Source organism: Thalassoglobus polymorphus (assembly GCF_007744255.1).
In the GTDB taxonomy this organism is placed as follows: domain Bacteria; phylum Planctomycetota; class Planctomycetia; order Planctomycetales; family Planctomycetaceae; genus Thalassoglobus; species Thalassoglobus polymorphus.
In genome coordinates this window covers 1,140,177-1,161,546 of record NZ_CP036267.1, presented here as the reverse complement: position 1 = coordinate 1,161,546, position 21,370 = coordinate 1,140,177, and the positions used below count along the sequence as shown (strand labels likewise).

The 21,370-nt window shown below is 51.2% G+C and carries 15 protein-coding genes; 11 read left to right on the top strand and 4 right to left on the bottom strand.

Annotation, left to right across the window (positions count from 1 at the left end; genetic code table 11):
• Window positions 1–275 precede the first annotated feature (275 nt).
• Window positions 276–1,694: an AI-2E family transporter gene (locus Mal48_RS04345; RefSeq protein ID WP_145196490.1), complete on the bottom strand. Its 1,419-nt coding sequence runs from the start codon at window positions 1,692–1,694 to the stop codon at window positions 276–278.
• 230 nt (window positions 1,695–1,924) lie between these two features.
• On the opposite strand from Mal48_RS04345, the gene Mal48_RS04340 reads away from it, so the two are divergent.
• The 3 genes from Mal48_RS04340 (at window position 1,925) to Mal48_RS04330 (ending at window position 4,913) form a co-directional block, all read left to right on the top strand.
• On the top strand, window positions 1,925–2,674 hold the full coding sequence (locus Mal48_RS04340) for a metallophosphoesterase (protein ID WP_145196489.1): 750 nt from the start codon (window positions 1,925–1,927) through the stop codon (window positions 2,672–2,674).
• A 240-nt stretch (window positions 2,675–2,914) separates the two neighbouring features.
• The gene (gene fmt / locus Mal48_RS04335) at window positions 2,915–3,883 is read left to right on the top strand and encodes a methionyl-tRNA formyltransferase (RefSeq protein ID WP_145196487.1); all 969 of its coding nucleotides are present in this window, start codon (window positions 2,915–2,917) and stop codon (window positions 3,881–3,883) included.
• Window positions 3,884–4,013: 130 nt separating this feature from the next.
• A complete protein-coding gene (locus tag Mal48_RS04330; protein WP_145196485.1) occupies window positions 4,014–4,913 on the top strand; it encodes a DUF58 domain-containing protein in 900 nt (299 codons plus the stop codon).
• A gap of 39 nt (window positions 4,914–4,952) precedes the next feature.
• Here the strand turns inward: Mal48_RS04330 and Mal48_RS04325 are convergent, their stop codons facing one another.
• From Mal48_RS04325 to Mal48_RS04315, 3 genes are all read right to left on the bottom strand, one after another.
• Window positions 4,953–6,374 carry a DUF1501 domain-containing protein gene (locus Mal48_RS04325; RefSeq protein ID WP_145196483.1) on the bottom strand — a complete coding sequence of 474 codons (1,422 nt, stop codon included), beginning with the start codon at window positions 6,372–6,374 and terminating at the stop codon, window positions 4,953–4,955.
• Window positions 6,375–6,466: 92 nt separating this feature from the next.
• Window positions 6,467–9,337 carry a PSD1 and planctomycete cytochrome C domain-containing protein gene (locus Mal48_RS04320; RefSeq protein WP_145196481.1) on the bottom strand — a complete coding sequence of 957 codons (2,871 nt, stop codon included), beginning with the start codon at window positions 9,335–9,337 and terminating at the stop codon, window positions 6,467–6,469.
• Window positions 9,338–9,509: 172 nt separating this feature from the next.
• Window positions 9,510–10,865, bottom strand: coding sequence for a YiiX/YebB-like N1pC/P60 family cysteine hydrolase (locus Mal48_RS04315; RefSeq protein ID WP_145196479.1), 1,356 nt, complete (start codon window positions 10,863–10,865; stop codon window positions 9,510–9,512).
• A gap of 410 nt (window positions 10,866–11,275) precedes the next feature.
• Between Mal48_RS04315 and Mal48_RS04310 the strand changes: the two genes are divergently transcribed.
• The 8 genes from Mal48_RS04310 to Mal48_RS04275 all read left to right on the top strand — a co-directional run bounded on the left by Mal48_RS04310 (window position 11,276) and on the right by Mal48_RS04275 (window position 21,259).
• The gene (locus tag Mal48_RS04310; protein WP_197442046.1) at window positions 11,276–11,686 is read left to right on the top strand and encodes a DUF4339 domain-containing protein; all 411 of its coding nucleotides are present in this window, start codon (window positions 11,276–11,278) and stop codon (window positions 11,684–11,686) included.
• Window positions 11,687–12,293: 607 nt separating this feature from the next.
• Window positions 12,294–15,014, top strand: a complete 2,721-nt coding sequence (gene acnA, locus Mal48_RS04305; RefSeq protein WP_145196475.1) for an aconitate hydratase AcnA — start codon at window positions 12,294–12,296, stop codon at window positions 15,012–15,014.
• A gap of 82 nt (window positions 15,015–15,096) precedes the next feature.
• Complete coding sequence (locus Mal48_RS04300) at window positions 15,097–15,495, top strand: iron chaperone (RefSeq protein WP_145196473.1); 399 nt, start codon at window positions 15,097–15,099, stop codon at window positions 15,493–15,495.
• Between the two features lie 49 nt (window positions 15,496–15,544).
• A complete protein-coding gene (locus tag Mal48_RS04295; RefSeq protein ID WP_231739913.1) occupies window positions 15,545–16,627 on the top strand; it encodes an NADH:flavin oxidoreductase/NADH oxidase in 1,083 nt (360 codons plus the stop codon).
• Window positions 16,628–16,816: 189 nt separating this feature from the next.
• Entirely contained in the window at window positions 16,817–17,815 is a 999-nt protein-coding gene (locus Mal48_RS04290; RefSeq protein WP_145196471.1) for an LLM class flavin-dependent oxidoreductase, read from the top strand.
• A gap of 171 nt (window positions 17,816–17,986) precedes the next feature.
• Window positions 17,987–19,579, top strand: a complete 1,593-nt coding sequence (locus tag Mal48_RS04285; protein ID WP_145196469.1) for an FMN-binding glutamate synthase family protein — start codon at window positions 17,987–17,989, stop codon at window positions 19,577–19,579.
• Complete coding sequence (locus Mal48_RS04280) at window positions 19,576–19,995, top strand: DoxX family protein (RefSeq protein ID WP_145196467.1); 420 nt, start codon at window positions 19,576–19,578, stop codon at window positions 19,993–19,995. Before Mal48_RS04285 ends, Mal48_RS04280 begins: the two co-directional genes overlap by 4 nt.
• Before the next feature lie 49 nt (window positions 19,996–20,044).
• Window positions 20,045–21,259: a bifunctional alpha/beta hydrolase/OsmC family protein gene (locus Mal48_RS04275; RefSeq protein ID WP_145196465.1), complete on the top strand. Its 1,215-nt coding sequence runs from the start codon at window positions 20,045–20,047 to the stop codon at window positions 21,257–21,259.
• Window positions 21,260–21,370: the final 111 nt, after the last annotated feature.

The window sequence follows — 21,370 nt, the reverse complement described above, 5'->3', positions numbered from 1 at the left end:
CCGAGACGCCCCATTAGTCTTAACAATAGAGGTGGGGTGAGTCCGGCTGTAACGATTAGGTAAGAATCGAAAGAGTCCCCCAAACTGAATATTCTTCGCATTCTAACAATGCGTCAAGAAGCGAAGTTCCCCCACGATCAGTTACCGGGTCGCCTGCGAGACCGCACTCACCCGCTGAGATGGTCTGTACAGCCGAAGAGACAGCTTCAAAATCGCTGTCTGTCATGAGACTGCCCGAAGACAGCAATCCGAAACATGTGTTATTTACAAATGTGTCAGGCCGTCGAAGGTGTGGTCTCTTCTTTTCCAGGAAGCCGCCCTGCCATCACTTCAGCGACAGGACGTGTCAGTTCAAATTGAAGCAACGCCAGCCGAATGGCGGCAGTAATCGGTGTCGCCAGAAACATTCCGACAATCCCCCACAGCATCCCCCAAAACATCAAGGCGAGAAGAATCACAATGGGATGCAAATCCGATTGCTGCCCCATGATCTTCGGTTCGATCACATTTCCGCTCAGAAATTGAACCCCAAACGTCACGGTGATGGCCATTCCCATCCACAGCAGCGTTCCATCGGGAGCCAGCAGAATCAGCGGGAGAGGCAACAAACTGGCGATGATCGGACCGATGTTGGGAATGAAATTGAGCAGAAAAGCGAGCATGCCGAAAGCGACCGCCATCGGGATTCCAAAGATCCAAAGGGCAAATCCAAAGGCGAATCCGGTGACGAGGGAAATGATAGTCTTCAGAGAAAGATACGTCCGAATTTGTCGATCGAGGTCTCTCCAAACGGGAGAGGATGTTTGACTCGCAGGAGCCCCAAGCAACAGGAAGAAGACATAAATCAACACAATCAAGCTCGTTGAGATCATCTCCAGAAACACTTGAGAAAGATGAAAAACGCCTGACTTCAGAGTGCGAGTGACAAAATCTTCGAAACCTTCGATGGGATTCCTCGCCTTGATCGCATCGAATTCATTCGAAACGGCACGGTCCAACGAATCGCTTTCGAGTTGATTTCCAGAACTGTTGCCACCATCTTTCTCAGACACAGTCACATCCAAATGGACTGGAATCTCAAGTTTATCCGCCGGTTCGCCTGTCGGTTCCTCGCTGGGGGACGACGCGACTTCGGACGGAGACGTCTCTTTGATGAGGATCTCTTCCGGTGAGGGCTTCTCAACTGGGGAATCATCTGATGAGTTCTTTGAGTCTGCATTCGCCACAGTGATTTTCTCTGAAGCGGAATCGCCGTCAGTTTCAGTTTCATCTTTAGAGTTCGCAGGAATGGAAGACCGAGGACTCAACAGCCTCTTCCTACGCGAAGGTTCATCAGCCGATTCGGAAGTCTCCCAGGGAATGTAGTCTTGCGCTTCCGTGATGAGTTCTTCAACGCGTCTTTGATACGCTCCAGCGTTCTTTGCCAAATCAACCACCGACGCCCACAAAGCTCCCATCAGAAGTGCGATGAGCAAACAGCCCACCAAGAAAGCAATCGCCGCAGCCATGAGTCGTGTCGATGCGACCGAACGCTGCAATGCTTCAAGAATGGGTGAAACTCCGCTTACAATGAAGACCGCCACAACAAACGGGACCAGAACCGGACGGAGCCAATATGCGGCAAACGAAGATAGCACAGCGACAATAAACAGCAGGCATGTCGTTTGCAGACGTTGCTCGGAGACGTTGATCATTGCCGACTCTTTCGACAGAAACTGAGATTTGATGTAAACTGTTCGTCAGAGTAACTCAAACGGAGACCTCAATAAACAGATGTGCCAAAATTGAAGCTGAGTATCGCGGCTTATTAAAGCAAGTCTTGAGAATCCAGCAAATTCACGCAAACATCAGATTCGATCAGCGTAGAATATCAAGATTGTAGCAAAGTTTTTTTGTCGAAGGATTTTATAGACGGAACACAAAGATGCCGAAATTTTGTTTTGTTGCAGATTTACATATGTTCGCCCGCCGCTCAAACGCCGAGCGTTACCAAGATCAAATCATCAAAACCGCACGTGAATCAGAACTTTGCATTCTGGGAGGAGATATCTTCGACTTCCGTTGGTCAAAGTATCTCACTGAAGATGAAACTGCACATGCAGCTGTGGAATGGTTGCGCGAATTCGATTCTCAGACAAATCATTGTCAGGTCCATTTTCTGCTTGGGAACCATGACGATCATCCGGAACTACTCGAACGACTTCCGTTTTTAGAGCAGGAAATGAAAACTTTTGAATGGAGTCGCTACTACTATCGCTTGGGAGACTCGCTGTTCCTGCATGGAGATGTTGCAGACAAGACGATGTCCGCAGCTTGCCTGAAACTTCAGCGTGAACAGTTCGCGCATGGCTCAAGAACAGAACTCCACAACCGACTGTACGACGTCGCCATCAAGGCGCAGCTGCACCGCTTGGCCCCTCCAGCAGTCTACCCCTGCAAGCGAGTTGCAAAGCGGATCTTGAATTACATGGACAACATTGGCCACGGACGCGAGACAGGCATTAAGCACGTCTACTTTGGACACACACATCGTCCGATGGATCATTACCTCTACCAAGGAATTCACTTCCATAACGGAGGCGCACCAATTGGAGATGCCCCGTTTCGAATTCTGCAACGAACAGTGTCGTTGAATGACGGTGAAAATGGTCTCGAATCGAGAATCCGGGAGTAGACCTGTCGCGACGAGCAGTCTCCGAATTCATGAGAGAAAATCATCAAAGCGACCTTCACGGCCACAACAAGCACTGGAAACGCCTTCACGCTTAACAGCCCCAACCTCAGATCCGACCGTTGCAGGGAAACCGAAGGGATCTCATTGTTCTGCACAGACGATTGGGATAAACTATTCCTGACAAACATTTTACGCAACTCAGTCAGGCGCAAAGCGGCGCTGCCCAGCTAAGGATTTTTGATGTCGTTGAGAGTGGTAATGATGGGCACGGGAACATTTGCACTCCCTGCCTTTCAAGCATTGATTGATTCAGATCATGATGTCGTCGGACTCGTTACGCAGCCTGACCGAGTCGGCCGAGGGCATCACAATCATGTCAATGAAATGAAGGAAGCCGCGCTTGCCGGGGGAGTCGAAGTCTTTCAACCGGCGAACGTCAACACTGAAGAGTCATTGCAACAGTTAGACAAATTTCAGGCAGACATTTTCGTTGTTGCAGCGTACGGTCAAATTTTGTCCAGCGAACTTCTCGATATCCCGCGACTGGGAGCGATCAACCTTCATGGTTCATTGTTACCCAAATATCGAGGGGCGGCTCCGGTCCAGTTCGCAGTCCTGAATGGAGAGACTGAGTCTGGCGTCACCATCTTTCAGATCGAACCGAAACTGGATGCCGGCCCTATTCTGGGTGTCGTCAAAACCGACATTGGCCCCAAAGAAACCAGCGGAGAACTCCATGATCGCATGGCAGAACTTTCCGCCCCGCTGACATTAGAAGTCCTCGATGGTCTGGAATCTGGAAACATCGAGCACCTCAAACAAGAGCCGACTGAAGTCACCCGGGCTCCCAAGATTCGCAAGGAACATGGGGCAATTGACTGGTCAATGCGAAGCGATGAACTTGGCTGGCATGTCCGTGGAATGCAGCCATGGCCGATGGCGTTCACATTCCTTCACCTCCCGGAAAAAAAATCGACTCGCATTTTGATTCTCGACATCGTAGAACTTTCAGAAGATGAAGCGGCATCGATGCAAAATCTCCAACCGGGAGAAACGTCGCAAGTCGAGAAACGAATTTTCGTGCGAACCGGAAATGGTGCTGTCGAAATTCTCAAACTTCAACCTTCTGGAAAACGTCCCATGTCTGCAGCCGAGTTCTTGAATGGAACGTCCGTTCAATCGGGTAAGTTCGGTCCTGAAAGTTTGTGATCAACCAGTAGAATCAGAGTTCGTCGGAAATCGTCGTTTGGAACAATGATGCCGTCCAACTCCACAGGGAACACCACAGGGAACACAGTAGTGACCTCAGTCGCTTTCCTTTTGAAAGCTCAAAGGCGTTATGTCCTCATCAGCCGAGAAGTATCTGAAGCCCGATGTGATTCGGAATGTTGCCCGGCTTGATCTCCGCGCAAAATTCATCGTCGAAGGTTTTTTGTCCGGACTTCACGCATCCCCATTTCAGGGATTCAGCGTCGAATTCAGCGAACACAAACGTTACGCCCATGGGGATGATCCGAAGGACATTGACTGGCTGGTTTATGCTAAAACGGATCGTTATTACGTCAAGAAATATCAGGCGGAAACCAACATCACCGGTTACCTTCTGATAGACCTTTCAGAGAGTATGGCCTACACATATCGTCAGGAGTTGACCAAATTCGAATACTCAATCTGCCTGGCTGCGGCACTCGCTTACATGATGGTGCATCAGCAAGACCCGGTCGGACTGATCACTTTTGATCAAAAAATTCAGGCGAGCCTTCCAGCAAAAAGTAAACGTTCGCAGCTTGCCAACATCCTTGCCGTCCTCGCAAAAACGAAACCGACCGGACCTACCGAGATCGCCAAAAATTTGCAGAAGTTCGCTGCAATGGTCAAAACTAAAAGTCTGGTCATGCTGTTCTCGGACTTGCTGACTGATTCTAAACCAGTCATCGACGCCATTCGCATGTTACGCTACGCTGGCCATGATGTCATCATTTTCCATGTCCTCGATGAAGCGGAAGTTCACTTTCCGTTTACGGGAATGTGCGACTTACGCGATCCGGAATCCGACCAGAAAATGCTGGTTGATGCAGCTGGAATTCGAAAAGAATACCTCGATGCACTTCACGAAATGCGCGAGACCTACAAGAAGTCCTGTCGAACAGTGGGCGCCGACTTTGTCGAGTTGGATACCAGCATGAGATTTGACACAGCTCTCGTCGAATACCTCTCCCAACGACAAGCACGTTTTTAGAAATGCGTTCTTCGCGAGTACACGGTAGAGCAAAATGCTTTAAGCAATCAGTTCTTTGATGACTTCTCCGCCGAACTGACTGAGTTGTTTAAAACGTCCACCGTGGAAGTATGTCAACCTGTTATCGTCCAGCCCGAGAAGTTTCAAAAGAGTGATGTGTAAATCACGGATGTGATGGACATTTTCAACAGCTTCGGCTCCCGTTTCGTCTGTGGCTCCAATGGTGTGACCGGCTTTCACGCCGCCGCCAGCCATCCAAATCGTCATCGCTTTGGGGTTATGATCTCGTCCATAAGCGGTTCCCCCACGTTGCCCATTATCGGGAGAGCGTCCAAACTCTCCACACCAGACAACGAGCGTGCTATCTAAAAGTCCTCGCTGTTTCAGGTCAGTCAGAAGCGCCGAGATCGGTTGGTCCACGCGTTGAATCAGGTTGCCGTGAGCACGTGCAATGTAGTCGTGTGAGTCCCAGGAACCTGCGTAGAGTTGCACGAATCGCACACCATTCTCAACCATCTTGCGGGCGAGTAAACACTTCCGCCCAAAGGCATCCGTCGGTTCCTGCCCGATCCCGTAAAGCTCTTGAGTTTTCTGATCTTCGTTGCTGAGGTCGACCAACTCTGGAACTTCTGCCTGCATTCGAAATGCGAGTTCGTAGGACTCCATGCGTGCAGAAAGTTCATCATGTTGCGGATGTTGTACCAAGTGCTGTTGGTTCAATGTTTTCAACAGATCCAGATTTTCACGCTGATGCTTGCGAGTGACATGTTTCATCGGCAACAGGTCAAGAATCGGCGCCCCTTTAGAGCGAAGAGGAGTCCCCTGAAAATGTGCAGGAAGAAATCCGTTCCCCCAATTCGCTGCGCCTCCTTGAGGAAATGAGACTTCCGGCAAAACGAAATAGCCAGGCAGATTCTGATTCGTCGACCCGAGCCCATACGTGACCCAGGAACCGATGGCTGGATCGCCACCAAAGCGATTTCCGGTATTGAGCTGATACATCGCTGTTGGATGATTCACCGAGTCGACCTGACAGCCACGATAGAAACAGATGTCATCAACATTCTGCGCCAGGTGCTTCCAATTCGTCGAGATATCTGCGCCACTCTCACCCGCTTTTTGAAATTCAAACGGACTTTGCACGTAGTAGCGTTTCCCGGATTCCATCGCCGATTTCATCTCGCCGCTACGCTGGAATTCCTGCAGATGCAGATCGTGAAGCTTCGGCTTTGGATCAAACGTATCGATATGCGATGGCCCACCTTCCATGGTCAGGAAGATGCAGCGTTTTGCTTTCGCTGGGAAGTGCCCTTTCTTCGAAGTCAGTGGACCAGTCGATGCCTTTCCCCCCTGCTCTTCAGCCAACATTGATGAAAAAGCCAAACTCCCCAGCGACGCACCAAGACCGTACAAGACGCTGCGCCGCGGAAGAGTGTTTCGAGATAAGATGTCGTGATTCATTGGATTCAACAATGCTATATTTCGCGATGTTAATGCTATGTTTCTGACAGAGTTTCTGACAAATTGACTTTCGTCGTACTCATAGCTTCCAGCTAATAAACGTACAGGAACTCATTTGAATTCAAGAGAACAAGACAGACCTCAGCCAATGCACGTGTGCGAGCATCGACATCAGCAGCTTGAAGATCGGGGACGAAATTTTGATAGAACTCCAACGGTTCGGTGAACCGAAACTTTTCTCCGGTGTTCTCTTCAACGGCTTCTCGTTCGACCTCTGTCGGGTATTCAATTCGTTCGATCTCAAGTGTTTGATGCCGCTTGGTCATTTGCTGCCAATGACTCAAGCAAGCATTCAATTCCAGATCGACTGGAACACGTCCAAGCGTTCGCTGATAAATCGCTTGAATAATTTCTGAGTCAGAAGCTTGAGGCGATTTTTCGAGCGTGGAGTTTGCCATCGCCAGTCCGCGTGCATAGGTCTGTTCGTTGTTCATCAACGCAAAAACCTGCGGAGTGACCGTCGATGCTTCGCGTTTTTCGCAGGAAAGATCTGAACCAGGAGAGTTAAAAACTTCCATAAACGGATCACCCAAACCGCGAATCTTCAAAGAGTAAATCGAACGACGATGCCGCTGCTCTGGTGAGACAGAAGGTTGCCATCCTTCAGCGAATGTTCCCATCACCTGCCTCGGTTGCAAGGCGGCCTCGAGATTCATTTCTGGTCGAGATGGAATCCCTCCGATTTCAGGATTGAGCTCTCCAGAGACGGCGAGCATTGAATCGCGAATCTCTTCAGCTTCAAGTCGTCGCGGAAGGAAGACTGCATAGGTTTCTCTTAATGGATCGAGAGCGTTCAATTGTTGCGTGTCAGAATGTTTTGATGAGCGGCAATACGCATCCGAAGCCATAATCTTTCTGTGCATGTGCTTCACAGACCAACCAGAGTCCATGAACTCACGTGCAAGGTAGTCGAGTAGTTTTGGATGAGTTGGCTTTTTGCCAGTTGTCCCAAAGTTGTTTGGATTCCCAGCAATTCCTTGACCAAAATGTCCTTGCCAGATCCGGTTGACCATCACTCGTGCAGTCAGCGGGTTTTCTTTGGATGCAATCCAATTCGCTAATTCCAATCTCCGATCATAAATTGACTCTGTCCGAGGTACGTTTGAGCCCGTGAAGCTGACGGCACTCAGATTTCCAGGCGTGACCGGAAGAGACGGCGAGAATGGGTCACCACCCGTCAGGATGAATGACTCTTCAAGCTCTCCTTGCCCACGGGGATTTTTGGGCATGCGTACCGGAGCACTGACTGATTTTCGCTGAAGCGTTTTTCCATTATAGACACTCAACGCATAAGGATCGTATCGATCCAGTCTCCACAGGAGTCGCTCAAGCCCTTTTCTGGCGACCCGTTCTTTACCGAAGTCGGCCGGCTGAAACCCGACGTGCCTGGGAGGAATCAGGCTGGGATCGATCTTCGCTTTCTGCATCGCAGTCCGCACTTCTCCCACATTGACTTTTTCTTCGCCCCCCTTCTTTTCAACCAGCTTGTTAAAAATCGCCTCAAAATGGGAGGAGTCCTTCTCTTCGTCTCGATACCAGTCTCGTGCAGCCTGAATCGTTTTTTTCTTGTTGAGATCATTCAGCATCGCCAAATAGTGCTTTCGCCGAGCCAAAAGCAATTCACGCTCCTCAAACCCCGAGACGTTTTCTTCTTTCATAAAATCGACATGACGTTCCACCAGTTGAGTGGTCGCGAATGCTGCCTGGATCGAGTAATAATCTCGTGTCGGGACGGGATCGAATTTGTGGTCGTGGCAGCGGGCACATTGCAACATGTGCCCGAGAAAAGTTTGCCCGACAATATCGGTCACATCATCAAGAAACCGCTGCCTCGCGACTTTCGGAACTTCCATCCCGGTCAATTCCCAAGGCCCCATTCTGAGAAACCCGACAGCAATTAAGTTTTCTGGATTGGTCGGATCGATTTCATCACCGGCGATCTGTTCGCGAACAAACTGGTCATACGGCTTGTCTTCATTAAATGAACGAACCACGTAGTCGCGATACCTCCAGGCATTCCCGCGTTCGTAGTCATTCGCAAACCCGGAACTGTCCGCATACCGAACTACGTCGAGCCAATGCTGTCCCCACCGTTCTCCATAATGCGGAGACTCAAGTAATCGTTCAACCACTGTTTGAAACGCCACAAAATCCTCGGCGGGATCATTGAGAAAGTTCTCGATCTCCTGAATCGTTGGCGGAAGTCCGATGAGGTCATAAGTAGCTCGGCGAATCAGCGTTCGCCGGTCCGCTCGCTGGGATGAGGGAAGTCCGATTTCGTTCAGTCGATTGTTGATGAGCACATCGATCGAATTTTCCTGCGCAGCTTTCAGGACTCCATCTGGATCAGCCCAGAGTGGTTGATACGCCCAGAGATTTTCGGTTTCGTAACGACGATTCGTCCAATCGTCGGAAAGCCCCCCGCTGGTTTGAATCGGGATGCCATCCTCGGCGTCCCATTGAGATTGATACTCTTTGCGAATCTCGACGATCCGCTTCTCACTCGGCCAAACAGCCCCCCGTTCGATCCACGTTTTGATTGCAGCAACCTGCTGCTTTGTGAGCGCATCATTTTCCTTGGGTGGCATGGCGCCGACGACATCGCTGTTACGCGTTACAGCCAGATAGAGCAGGCTTTCGTCCGGCTTCCCGGCCACCACCGACGTCTCTCCACTCTCTCCCCCCTTGAGCAAATCAACTTGAGTTTTGAGATTCAAATCTCCTCGTAATTCTCCTTCATCATCCCCGTGGCATGTGAAACATTTCGTCTGCAGCGTCGGGAACACATGACGCACGAAATGTACATCTGCAGGCAATTCTTCAGCTGCGAAGGAAATCGCTCCGCAGAAGCAAACCACAGCAATGGCAATAAGAACGATACGAGGGAACTGGAAACTCTGCATAGATAGAGTGCTTCTTTATGAACCGATTTCGAACCGCATTCATTCTAGGCAATCCACAACTTCTGTCACACCCCGGCCCCACACTTCAACTGCGAGCCGCTGCGACAGCATCTTTCGAATTTGTTTCATTTCCTTGCAAGCCAGCGACGAAATGAAACAAATCCGGCATTGCTCAAGGATTCATCGTCGTTCGCAAAACTGCTTCCGCCTCAGTTCCGAGTGCCAGATGTTCGTGATGTGCGGGTGAAAAGACCGCGTATGGTTCAAAGTGCCGACGATCAAGAGCCATTCGGATCAGATCTTCTGCCGCCAGTGTCCAGCGACCTGCGCGCCTGGTCAACTGAAACTCGATGCCGCCGACCTGTTCATAGCTGCGATAAATGACTTCGGTGCAGACAAGACGGTCCGAGCGATTAAAATCGAAGTCAAAATCGTACGCCTTTCCCTCGTGAGAGAACCCTCGCGCTATCGCTTTTGAGATTTCATCGGGTGCGAGACGTGGACGCAGCACAGCCAAGGCATCAACTCCAAACGGAGACTTGATCGACCGAACATGAACCCCATCCTTCATTGCTTCCAGAACGCGCAAGGAATCATCAGTATCACAGTGGAGTAACTTCTCCCAGCGTGTTTTCACCTGCTCAACGTTGGCCAGCCCGAGCTGTTGAAGCTGTTCGGAAGAGCCCAGAAACATTGCAGCATGAGGCCAGTAGCCCGGTAAGAAATAGTTCGTCACCGCAAACTCTTTTCGAGTGATAAGAACATCCCCCGGTTTCAAATGCGTCCGCAACTCTTGAGCGACATCGCTTCGCAATATTGGAATGTGATCAAACTTCACAAACAGATTCGCCGTCAGAGATGCGACCGCTTTTTGAAGACCGTAAAGTGCTTGCTGAAACAATCCCATCCCCGCAGTGTTGTCGAGTGCTCTTGCTCGCGACCGCACGCGTGCGAGGGCGTACCGATCCAAAGTAATGTGCAATCGATCCTGCAGTCTTGAAACAAGTTCAATCACCGGACGCAGAACAGGATCGGTGATCTGCTCCATTTTTTGCCAGTGCTCGTTGAGATACTTTGCAGCGTGATACAACCGCCACGCGTGGATCGGATTCGTTAACGACTTCTGAATCTGTTCGTATGTGTTTGCTTCAATTCCAAAATCGGCAGCCGGTTCATTCAGCTTTCCCCGAACAAGTGGTCGATGATGAAATTCCGTCCGCAAGAATCGAGCTGCATCAACGAGGACCAAAGCCCCGGCATAGGCAACCAAAAAAGAAGAGTGCTGCAACTCCTCTGACAATTTTCGATCCTGTTGATGCGCCGTCACGAGTTCAATCAACGCGTTGCGAGACTGCCAGTATGAGACCAGCAAATGCTTGACCTGCTCATCTTCGGACGGCGTGAAATATCCTCGAGTCGAAGCACTCGACGCCTCCCCCAATTCCCGCGCTCGATCTTTCAAGCGGTCGAAATGTTCCGCCACATCCAAAACAGTCCGAGCGTCGGATTCAATATGAGGAGTGATCAACGTGTTGTTCCCGATAATTTTCGATTGCTAGAGTCCCGGTCATTCCGCTTTCCTTGCAAGGCGTGGTGATAAAGAAATCATCACGAAAAAATCTGTACGAATCAAAGTATCATCTGATGTGCAGAGTAGCTCAACGACGTTTCGCCCGACACTTCAAGTCACTGAATCAACTTGCCCGTACAACTTTGTATTGTTTTTGGCATTGTTTTTCAGTGAAATTGCTCTGCGAGACTGATTTCAGTTGAAATTCGTAAGTTCCAAACGCTAGCCTTTCGTGGTTCGGACTTTCGATTCTGGTCGTTCGACTCAAGCAAATCCAACAGCCATCTTCACAAGCTGCCTCGTGGCAAGCACCCTATGAGGCTATGAAAGTGATCTTCGCGGGCACGTCACGCATTGAAAATGCTCTAATGAAAACTCAGTACCACTATCAAATTGCGGATCAAGTCTATGGACCGGTGACGTTTGATGAGCTAGTGGTTCGTGTGCGAAAAGGGACTCTTACCCCGGGCACACTCGTCAACACCCACACGCAATCAGAATGGATGTACGCTGCGACAATTGAGAATCTCTTCGTGCAAGCTGGGCAACTTGAATTGCTTGAACAATGGACAGCTGAACAGAGCGACATCTTGAAGATGCGACCACTCACGCCAGAAGAATTGCTGCAAAAACGTGAACGCGATGCCCTTGAAGAACAGAGAGCAAAAGAACGGGTCGACCTCGCACTGGCAGCTGCCAACGAGTTGATTTCAGAGAAACATCCCCGACGACGAGCTGGGCCAATTCGCCGCTTCTTCGCAAGTTTGTTCTCACGATAGCTAGAGCCGTCTGCTCTGCCGTGTCCCCGTGAACAACGAGTTTTTCTGCAAGCAGTCTCAACACTTGAGAGAACAGTTTCAGGTTAAGGATCAGCTCTAATTCTATTGCTGTTCGCCACGAGGCAAAACCTGAACACCGATTGCGAACCCTGTCCTGCAATTATCACAAACTGCCTGACACCGGCAGCATCCCCTGCGTGTTCAACGTGTCGACATAGCTCAAGCAGTGACAGGAGAGCCATTAGAAGAGCCTGTTGTTAGCAAAACCTGGTAGCACTCCCGGGATGTTTATGCGATGCTGAGGCTGTAGTCATTCGAGAATGCGAAAGAGAAGCCATGGTCTAGGCGATCAGAGAAAATGGCTTTTCCTGTTCTCGGTTTCGCTTCACATTTCGAGACAGATTCAAATCGATGAACTGATTTTTAGAACTGACCTTCAAACTTGAATTGACTCTCTCAAACACCGAGGAAAATAACCACTCCACGAGCTTCCGAATGAATCCTAAACAGATCGGTCGCGTCCATTGGATATTCGCTCCAATCTGCGGGAAAATGACCACGTACTGTACACCACCATTTCATCAGTAACGCGACAGGGAGTAAGCAGATGACAATTGATCCGCTAGGCATTGCAGCGACTTTGGCAACTTCCAAGAAACCTGCACAGTACGCGAGTCTCGCAAAGCTGGCCGAGAAGACCGGCGCAGATGTGGCGCGACTTCCTCACACCGTCAAAATTCTATTAGAGAACCTCGCCCGACGAGTTGATGGCAGGGATGTGTCGCAGGCTGATGTGGAATCGCTCGCGAATTGGCCCCATGGCGCTGATGCGTCGATCGCGTTCATGCCGGCTCGCGTCATGATGCAGGATTTTACTGGTGTTCCCTCTGTCGTTGACCTCGCGGCGATGAGAAGTGCGGTCGCGAGAGCCGGAGGTGATCCACAGAGCGTCAATCCGTTTGTTCCCGTCGACCTGATCATCGATCACTCCGTTCAGGTCGACCGCTTCGGCAGCGACGATGCTTACGCCACCAATCTGGAGTGGGAATACCGCCGCAATCAGGAACGCTATTCATTGCTCAACTGGGCCCAGCAAGCCTTTGACGGTTTCCGCGTCGTGCCTCCAGGAATGGGGATCTGCCATCAGGTCAATCTCGAACATCTGGGGCGAGTCGTGATTGACCGTGACGGTTGGGTCTTCCCTGATACTCTTGTGGGGACCGATTCACACACACCAATGATCAACGGACTCGGTGTGTTGGGCTGGGGTGTCGGCGGGATCGAGGCCGAAGCAGCGATGCTTGGACAACCGATGTTTCTCCCCAAACCTGTCGTACTCGGAGTCAGGACACTCGGCACACTTCCGCCTGGAACAACTGCGACCGACCTGGTGCTGACGCTCGCTCAAATTCTTAGGGCACATGGCGTGGTTGGTAAGTTTGTCGAGTTTTTTGGTTCCGGATTGAGTTCACTGAGCATTGCGGATCGTGCTACCCTGTCGAATATGTCGCCAGAGTTCGGTGCAACAGCGACGCTGTTCCCGGTCGATGCGAACACTCTGGAGTATCTGCGTCTCACCGGGCGAGGAGACAATGTCGAGCTGGTCGAACGCTACACGCGCGAACAGGGATTATTCCGGACAGCCGACAGTGTCGAGCCGAACTTCAGCGAAGTTCTCGACCTCGACTTGAGCAAAGTTCAACCCAGCGTTGCCGGGCCGAAGCGACCACAGGATCGCGTCTCGCTCGCTGGTGTCAGGCAGTCGTTTCAGTCTGTTCTGAACGGCGCAGTTGCTGATGTCAGCTCGATTGAACTCGCTCGGCTCAAGGCTGAAGGTTGCCCGGAAGAAGGCGGATTCCTTACCGCGGAGCCGGAGAATTTGGAACAACCATCTGCCGCAGCATCGGTGACTGACGGATCGGTCGTGATCGCAGCCATTACCAGTTGCACCAACACCTCGAATCCATCTGTCATGATCGCTGCTGGATTGCTGGCTCGCAAAGCGGTTGAAGCTGGCTTGCAAAGCCAGCCTTGGGTGAAGACGTCGCTGGCACCAGGCTCGCGAGTGGTGACACAATATCTGGACAAAGCGGGTCTCACACCCTATCTCGAAAAGTTGGGTTTCAATCTGGTTGGTTACGGTTGCACCACGTGCATCGGAAACTCTGGCCCCTTGCCTGAGGAAATCGCTGAGGCGGTGACCTCAAAAAATCTGGCCGTCGCCGCCGTGTTGTCGGGCAACCGGAATTACGAAGGCCGTATTCATGGTCAAGTGCAAGCCAGTTATTTGGCTTCGCCTCCGCTGTGTGTCGCCTATGCACTGATCGGCACGGTATTGTGTGACATTAGCATTGATGAGTTAGGGAAAGATCAGCAAGGCAACCCTGTCTACTTGAAGGACATTTGGCCGACCGCCGAGGAGATCGAAAGTCTGGTCGCTTCAACGGTCAGTTCCGATCAGTTTGATCTGGAATATGGTCGTATTTTTGAAGGTGATGACAAGTGGAAGAGCATGCCCGCTCCGACCGGAACTTTGTTCGACTGGGCTGCGGACTCGACTTACGTTCGCGAACCACCCTTCTTTCTCGATTTTGCCGACACCCCTGCACCGCTGTCTGACATCGAGGGAGCACGCGTGCTGGCGGTGCTTGGAGACACAATCACCACCGATCACATTTCTCCAGCTGGTGCCATTGCCGTGAATTCACCGGCGGGGGAGTATCTCGCCAGCCATCAAATTCCGGCAGAGGAATTCAACAGCTTCGGCTCACGTCGTGGGAATCACGAAGTGATGATGCGCGGGACATTCGGCAATCTTCGCTTACGCAACGCGATGGTTCCGGAGATGGAGGGGCCCTGGACAATTCACACTCCCACCGGCGACAAAATGACGATTTATGACGCCGCGATGCGATATTTACAGGAAGAGACTCCGTTGGTGGTCATCGCAGGCAAGGAGTACGGCTCGGGCAGTTCGCGCGACTGGGCGGCCAAAGGTGCTGCATTATTAGGTGTCAAAGCAATTCTTGCAGAGAGCTATGAACGCATCCACCGCAGCAACCTTGTTTGCATGGGAGTGCTGCCACTGCAATTCAAGGATGGTGAGTCAGCACAGTCGCTGGGCTTAAGTGGAAACGAAACGTTTTCCATCACCGGAATTCGTGACGGGATTGAGCCACGCCAAACTGTCAGTGTCTCCGTCGTTCGACAAGACGGCTCTCGCACAACATTCGATACAATACTGAGAATCGACGCACCTGCGGAGGTCGAGTACTTTGTAAACGGCGGTATCCTGGAAATGGTCTTAAGACAATTGCTGCCGAGTTAGTCGCGATTGCCAATTTCGAATGAGCGGTGGGTTCAGCCATCGTAAAGGCAAGTTTTTTCTTTCATCGACACTCCGAGATCACATGGCAAAGAAACTTCACGAGACGATTCCGGAATACATTGAAGCGGCTCCGCCTGGAGGCCAACTACAACTTCGTCAACTCCATGCCTTGTTGCAAAGCATCGCTCCCGAAGCCAGGCAGGTAATCAATTGGAACACGGCGTTTTTCATTGAGCGACAATTCCTGTTCGCATTCTCCGCTCATGAAGCTCACCTTGAATTCAATACCACGGCAGAGTCAATTGAGCCTTTTCATAATGGCCTGTCGAAATACGAAATTACAGAAACTGGTGTCGTGAAAATTTCTTATGCAGAGCCGCTGCCAGAAAAATTGATTCGCAAAATTGCCGAACACCGTATGCAGAGAGTTCGCGAACGTGATGACGCATTGTTCATGAAAGTTTTGGGAAGATCGTCATAATGCCTTCGACCAATTCATAGACGCCTTCTTTACACACAACCTGGAACAGATGATGTCGCTCTCTTTGTTTGATGATTTCCAACTTAAAGATGTCACAATGCGAAACCGCATCGCAGTATCGCCGATGTGCATGTATTCATCAGAGGACGGTTTCCCGACAGATTGGCATTTGGTTCACTTGGGTTCTCGGGCGGTTGGCGGTGCCGGATTGGTGATTGTGGAGGCGACAGCCGTCTCACGGGACGGCCGCATCAGCCCCGCCGACAGCGGGATTTACACAGATGACCATATTGAGCCTTTTGCGAGAATTGCACGATTCATGCAACAACACGGGGCAGTCTCAGGAATCCAGATTGCGCACGCCGGTCGCAAAGCAAGTTCGAAAAAATCATGGGAAGGTGGCGCGCACATCGACACCAGCGATGGCGGATGGGAGACAATCGCTCCGTCGGCAATTGCTTTCGGCGGCAAGCTCGACAAAGTGCCCAATGCGATGACTCTCGATGATATCGCACGAGTGAAGCAGGACTTCGTTGCTGCCGCTGAGCGTTCACTTGCAGCAGGATTCCAATGGCTGCAGGTTCACTTTGCACACGGATATTTAGCACACGAATTTTACTCACCACTATCAAACACAAGAACTGATCAGTACGGCGGCAGCTTTGAGAATCGTATCCGTTTCATGATGGAAACATTTGAAGCAGTTCGCGAAGTCTGGCCGCAGCGCCTGCCGTTGACTGTTCGCTTGTCAGTCACAGACTGGGTGAAAGGTGGAGTCACACTCGAGGAGTCGATCGAACTGATTCGACGTTTAAAATCTGCTGGACTCGACATGATCGACGTCAGCCACGGCATGATCGTCCCCGATCACTCAAACGTCCCTGCTGAACCGGGATTCATGATCCCCGATGCCGCGCGAATTCGTCGCGATGTTGATATCGCGACAACAACAAGCTGGATGATCAACTCCCCAGAACAAGCCGAGAGAGCAATTCAGAAAGAACAATTGGACATGGTGACATTAGGCCGAGCAATGCTGCGCGACCCATATTGGCCCTGCCACGCGGCTGAAAAACTGGGAACCGCAAAGGCCAGCGATCTCTTACCAATTCAATACGCACGTGCCGTTTAAAACAAGTACCCGAAATTTTTCTTAGGCGGACCAGCTAACCATCGTGGTTCTGGTGATGGCAACGCCTCCATAGCAACATGTCTCCATCCGTCCAGGAAGCAGTTGATTTTTCTAGCACTCTCAATGTGTATGTGCGATACTCAAACAGCAGACAGCATCTCATCAACTCAATAAAAGAACTGCCACGGTATGAGCGATCAGCAAAAAGTGGCTTTCTCTGTATTGGATTTAGCTTCACGTAAAGACACCGATCAGGGTCCTGCTGCAGCATTACAGCGGTCGCTCGCCTTAGCTCAACATGTTGAACGTTTAGAGTTCACCCGTTTTTGGGTGGCTGAACATCACAATATGGATGCGATTGTCAGCTCAGCAACTTCGGTGTTGATCGGATATCTTGCAGCGGGGACCGGACGGATTCGGGTCGGTGCGGGTGGAGTGATGCTACCGAATCATGCACCTTTAGTGATTGCTGAACAGTTTGGTACGTTAGAGGCACTGTATCCGGGGCGAATTGATTTAGGTCTCGGTCGAGCACCGGGGACCGATCAAGTGACAGCGCGGGCTTTGCGAAACCATCGCAGTGGGAGTTCTGCTGACTTTCCAGAAGATATCACCGAGTTACAAAGTTTTTTAGGGCCACGTCGCGCGGGTCAGCAAGTCATTGCGATGCCAGGTATGGACAGTAACGTCCCCATTTGGATTTTAGGTTCCAGTCTGTTTAGTGCGCAATTAGCTGCAGAGAAAGGTTTGCCTTACGCCTTCGCTTCGCATTTTGCGCCACGCATGATGATGCAAGCCATCGAGCTGTATCGCCGCCACTTCAATCCATCTGCGGTTTTGGAGGCCCCTTATGTGATGCTTGGGATTCCCTTAGTTGCAGCAGAGACTGACGCACAAGCAGAGTTTTTAGCTACCACCACGTTCCAGCGCATTCTTGCTTTGCTTCGAGGGAAAAGCCTGCTGCTGCGTCCACCCGTTCAAAGTATGCAGGATCTCTGGCAACCGCAAGAAGAGAAGATGGTCAAAGAATTTTTACGCATGGCTATGATTGGCAGCGCAGAAACCATTAAGCAGAAATTACAGGAGTTGTCGCAACAGACCCAAGCGGATGAGCTGATTTTCACCTGCGATCTGTATGAGCACAAAGATCGTTTGCGTTCCTTTGAAATTCTGGCCGGGTTGCGGTGATTTATCTTGGCAATAACAACAAGCAATAAAGCCCTCATGCTCCATCGTGCCCACTTCGGGAAAAACAAAACTATTAGTTCCAAACGTTAATATCTGGAACAAAAGTTGGCCCCGGGGTGGGACTTCGTTCCACCAACAAACGTTTCTGATTAATAACCTCTCTTACTAACCATGCCCAAAGCACTTTCCGTCGACCTGATCCGCCTCGCCCGTTTCGCCAACACGACGCTGCTCTTTCTACCGGTGTTGTTCTTTGCGGCAGGGTATTACATTTCGTTTTACTTCCACTTTCTCACGGTGGCCTCTCTGTTTCTCCTTTTGGTGAACTTTTCATATCGGCACGTTCAGAAAGATCACACTCTGTTGAGAAACTTCGGCGTCCTCGGGCAGGTCCGCTACCTCATCGAGAGCCTTGGACCTGAATTTCGCCAGTATCTTTTCCTCAACGACCGCGAAGAACGCCCGTTTAATCGTACGGAACGTAGTGAAGTGTACCGCAAGGCGAAAAACGTGGATTCCTCCGATTCCTTTGGGACGCTGCTCGACTACGGTGCCACTGAGATCAAGCTTCGCCACTCCATGTTTCCCACACGGAAGGAGGGCGTTCGACCATTTCGCGTCACATTCGGAAATCGAAGAGGGGTCACACGCCCCTATACTTTGAAGAGTCCAATGCTAGTCAGCGCGATGAGTTACGGCTCCCTCGGACAAAATGCCATTCGAGCGATCGCACGCGGAGCGGCCCGAGCTGGCATTCCCATGAATACCGGTGAAGGTGGATACCCCAAGTATCACCTCATGGAAGGTGCCGATATCATCTTCCAAATCGGCACCGCAAAATTCGGCGTTCGAAATTTCGATGGAGACCTTAATGAGACAGCTCTCCGTGAACTTGCCAATCACGAGCAGATTCGCATGATCGAAATCAAATTTTCTCAGGGAGCGAAACCTGGGAAAGGCGGACTACTCCCCGCAGAGAAGATCACTCCGGAGATTGCCAAACTACGTGGTGTTCCCATGGGCGAAGACGTTGTATCTCCCCCTTATCAAAAGGAATGTCATGATGTGCCATCCACAGTCGCTTTTATCACCCGGATTCAGGACCTCGTCGAAATTCCTGTCGGGATCAAACTCTGCGTCGGTTCATTTACAGAGTTTCACGAGTTCGTCCGTGAAATGAAACGCCAGGACCGATTCCCGGATTTCATCACGATCGATGGTGGCGAAGGCGGAACCGGAGCTGCACCCACTGCCTTCATGGATCGCATCGGGTTGCCGCTTTATCCGGCTCTCTACGGAGTCGTGAAAATCCTAGAACGTGAAGGAGTGCGCGACCGGGTCAAAATCCTCGCTGCCGGAAAACTGATCAACGCCGGACGCCAACTCACCGCTTTCGCTCTCGGGGCCGACGCCTGTTACACTGCCCGAGGATTCATGCTCGCCCTCGGCTGCATTCAGGCACTGGAATGCGGACGCAACACCTGTCCGGTCGGCATCACCACACATGATCCTCAGCTCCAGGCCGGTCTCGACCCTGAACTGAAGTCAGCTCGAGTCGCTCACTACGTCAAAAACACGCTGCGCGATCTAAAAGAGATGCTTGTGGCGACCGGTAAATGTTGTCCAAGCGAGCTCAGCGTCTCCGATCTTTTCATTCCCAGTGGCAGCAATCTCTGGCAATTCGTTGACAAGGAACCACTCCTGCGTGAATCGCTCCAGTCCGAGACAGAAAGCGTCACGACAACTCCGCACGTGAATTCATGAAACCTGCCAACCTTTTTAGCTGGATTCTACAACTCGCCGCGTCCGCCGTGCTGATCATGGCCTCCACGGGGAAACTCACGAGCCGTCCCGAATCGGTCGCCATATTTCAGCAACTCGATTTCGATCCCGGAGGTCGGTTTCTCATTGGCACCTTGGAGCTAATAGCGGCATTGCTGTTACTCGTCCCTCAAAGCATCGTCTGGGGTGCGGTCCTCGGATGGGGAATCATGACCGGCGCTCTCATCGCTCATTGCTCGCGACTCGGCTTTCAGGGGGACGCGGGAGCGGGCGGACTCATGGCAATTGCTGTCTGGATCTGCTGCACTATGGTGATTTTCCTGCGACGGAAACAGTCCCTGTCACTCCGCCGCATGTTCGCTCGTGATGACGATGAAGGTCGCTCGGATGCCCCCTGATGCAGCGGGGAATTGCTGATCTCTGATTTCTCAAAATGAATGGTAAAAAATGTTGAACAGTAAAATTGAATTCGAAGGATCTCAAGGTTCCATACTGGCGGCAAGGCTTGATATGCCCGTGATGCAACCACGTGCTTTCGCCATCTTCGCTCACTGCTTCACATGTTCCAAAGACATTCACGCAGCGACCCGCATTGCTGAGGCACTCTCCGCCAAAGGGATCGCCGTGCTGCGATTTGATTTCACCGGCCTGGGACATAGTGAAGGCGAATTTGCCAACACGAACTTCTCATCCAATATCCAAGATCTGATCAAGGCTGCAGATTGGCTCCGAGAACATCACTCACCACCTTCACTTCTGATCGGTCACAGCCTCGGAGGCGCCGCCGTGCTGGCGGCAGCCGGAGAGATTGACGAAGTGGTCGGTGTGGCAACAATCGGAGCCCCGTTCGACCCAGAACATGTTTCCCACTTATTCGATGAACAACGCGATGAAATTGAGCAAGCTGGAGAGGCGGAGGTCAATCTGGCGGGCCGCAAGTTCACGATCCAGCGGCAATTCCTCGAAGACCTGAATGCTCACGCAATGACTGACAAAATTGGTTCCCTTCGCCGCGCTTTGATCGTGTTCCATGCTCCATTTGATAACGTGGTGGGAATCGACAATGCGGCGAGTATATATGAGGCTGCAAAGCATCCCAAGAGTTTTGTATCGTTGGATGATGCCGATCATTTACTGACTCGGCGTCCTGACTCGCAATACGTGGCAGACGTATTGACCGCCTGGGCGGGACGGTATTTACCGGAGGAGACTCGCGATTCGATCAACGATTCATCCGAGAATCGTGTTGTTGTTTCCGAAACCGTAACCGGAAAATTTACAAACCAAGTGACGGTTGGTCGGCATAAGCTGCTTGCCGATCAACCGGTGGGCGCTGGAGGCGACGACCTTGGTCCAGGGCCGTACCAGTATCTGCTGGCCGGACTGGGGGCCTGTACTACAATGACATTGCGAATGTATGCTGATCGCAAGGGAATTCCTTTGAAGCAAGTCAAGGTGTCGCTCGAACATACACGTATCCACGCGGAGGATTGCGAAAACTGTGAAACTAAAGACGGTCGAATTGACTGTATTGAAAAGACGATCGAATTGCGTGGTGAACTTGATGACGCTCAACGCACTCGCCTTGTGGAAATCGCCGACCGCTGCCCCGTCCACCGCACCCTGCAATCCGAAATTATCATCCGTAGCAAGCTAAGTTGACGAATGCGACTTCAAGTCGTATTGGCCCCAGTACCATTTAGATTTGATCCTAAAACCTGATTTCGCTCTCCGGAACTCTGACGAAAGCGATTATTCCAAGAGGTTGCCGGA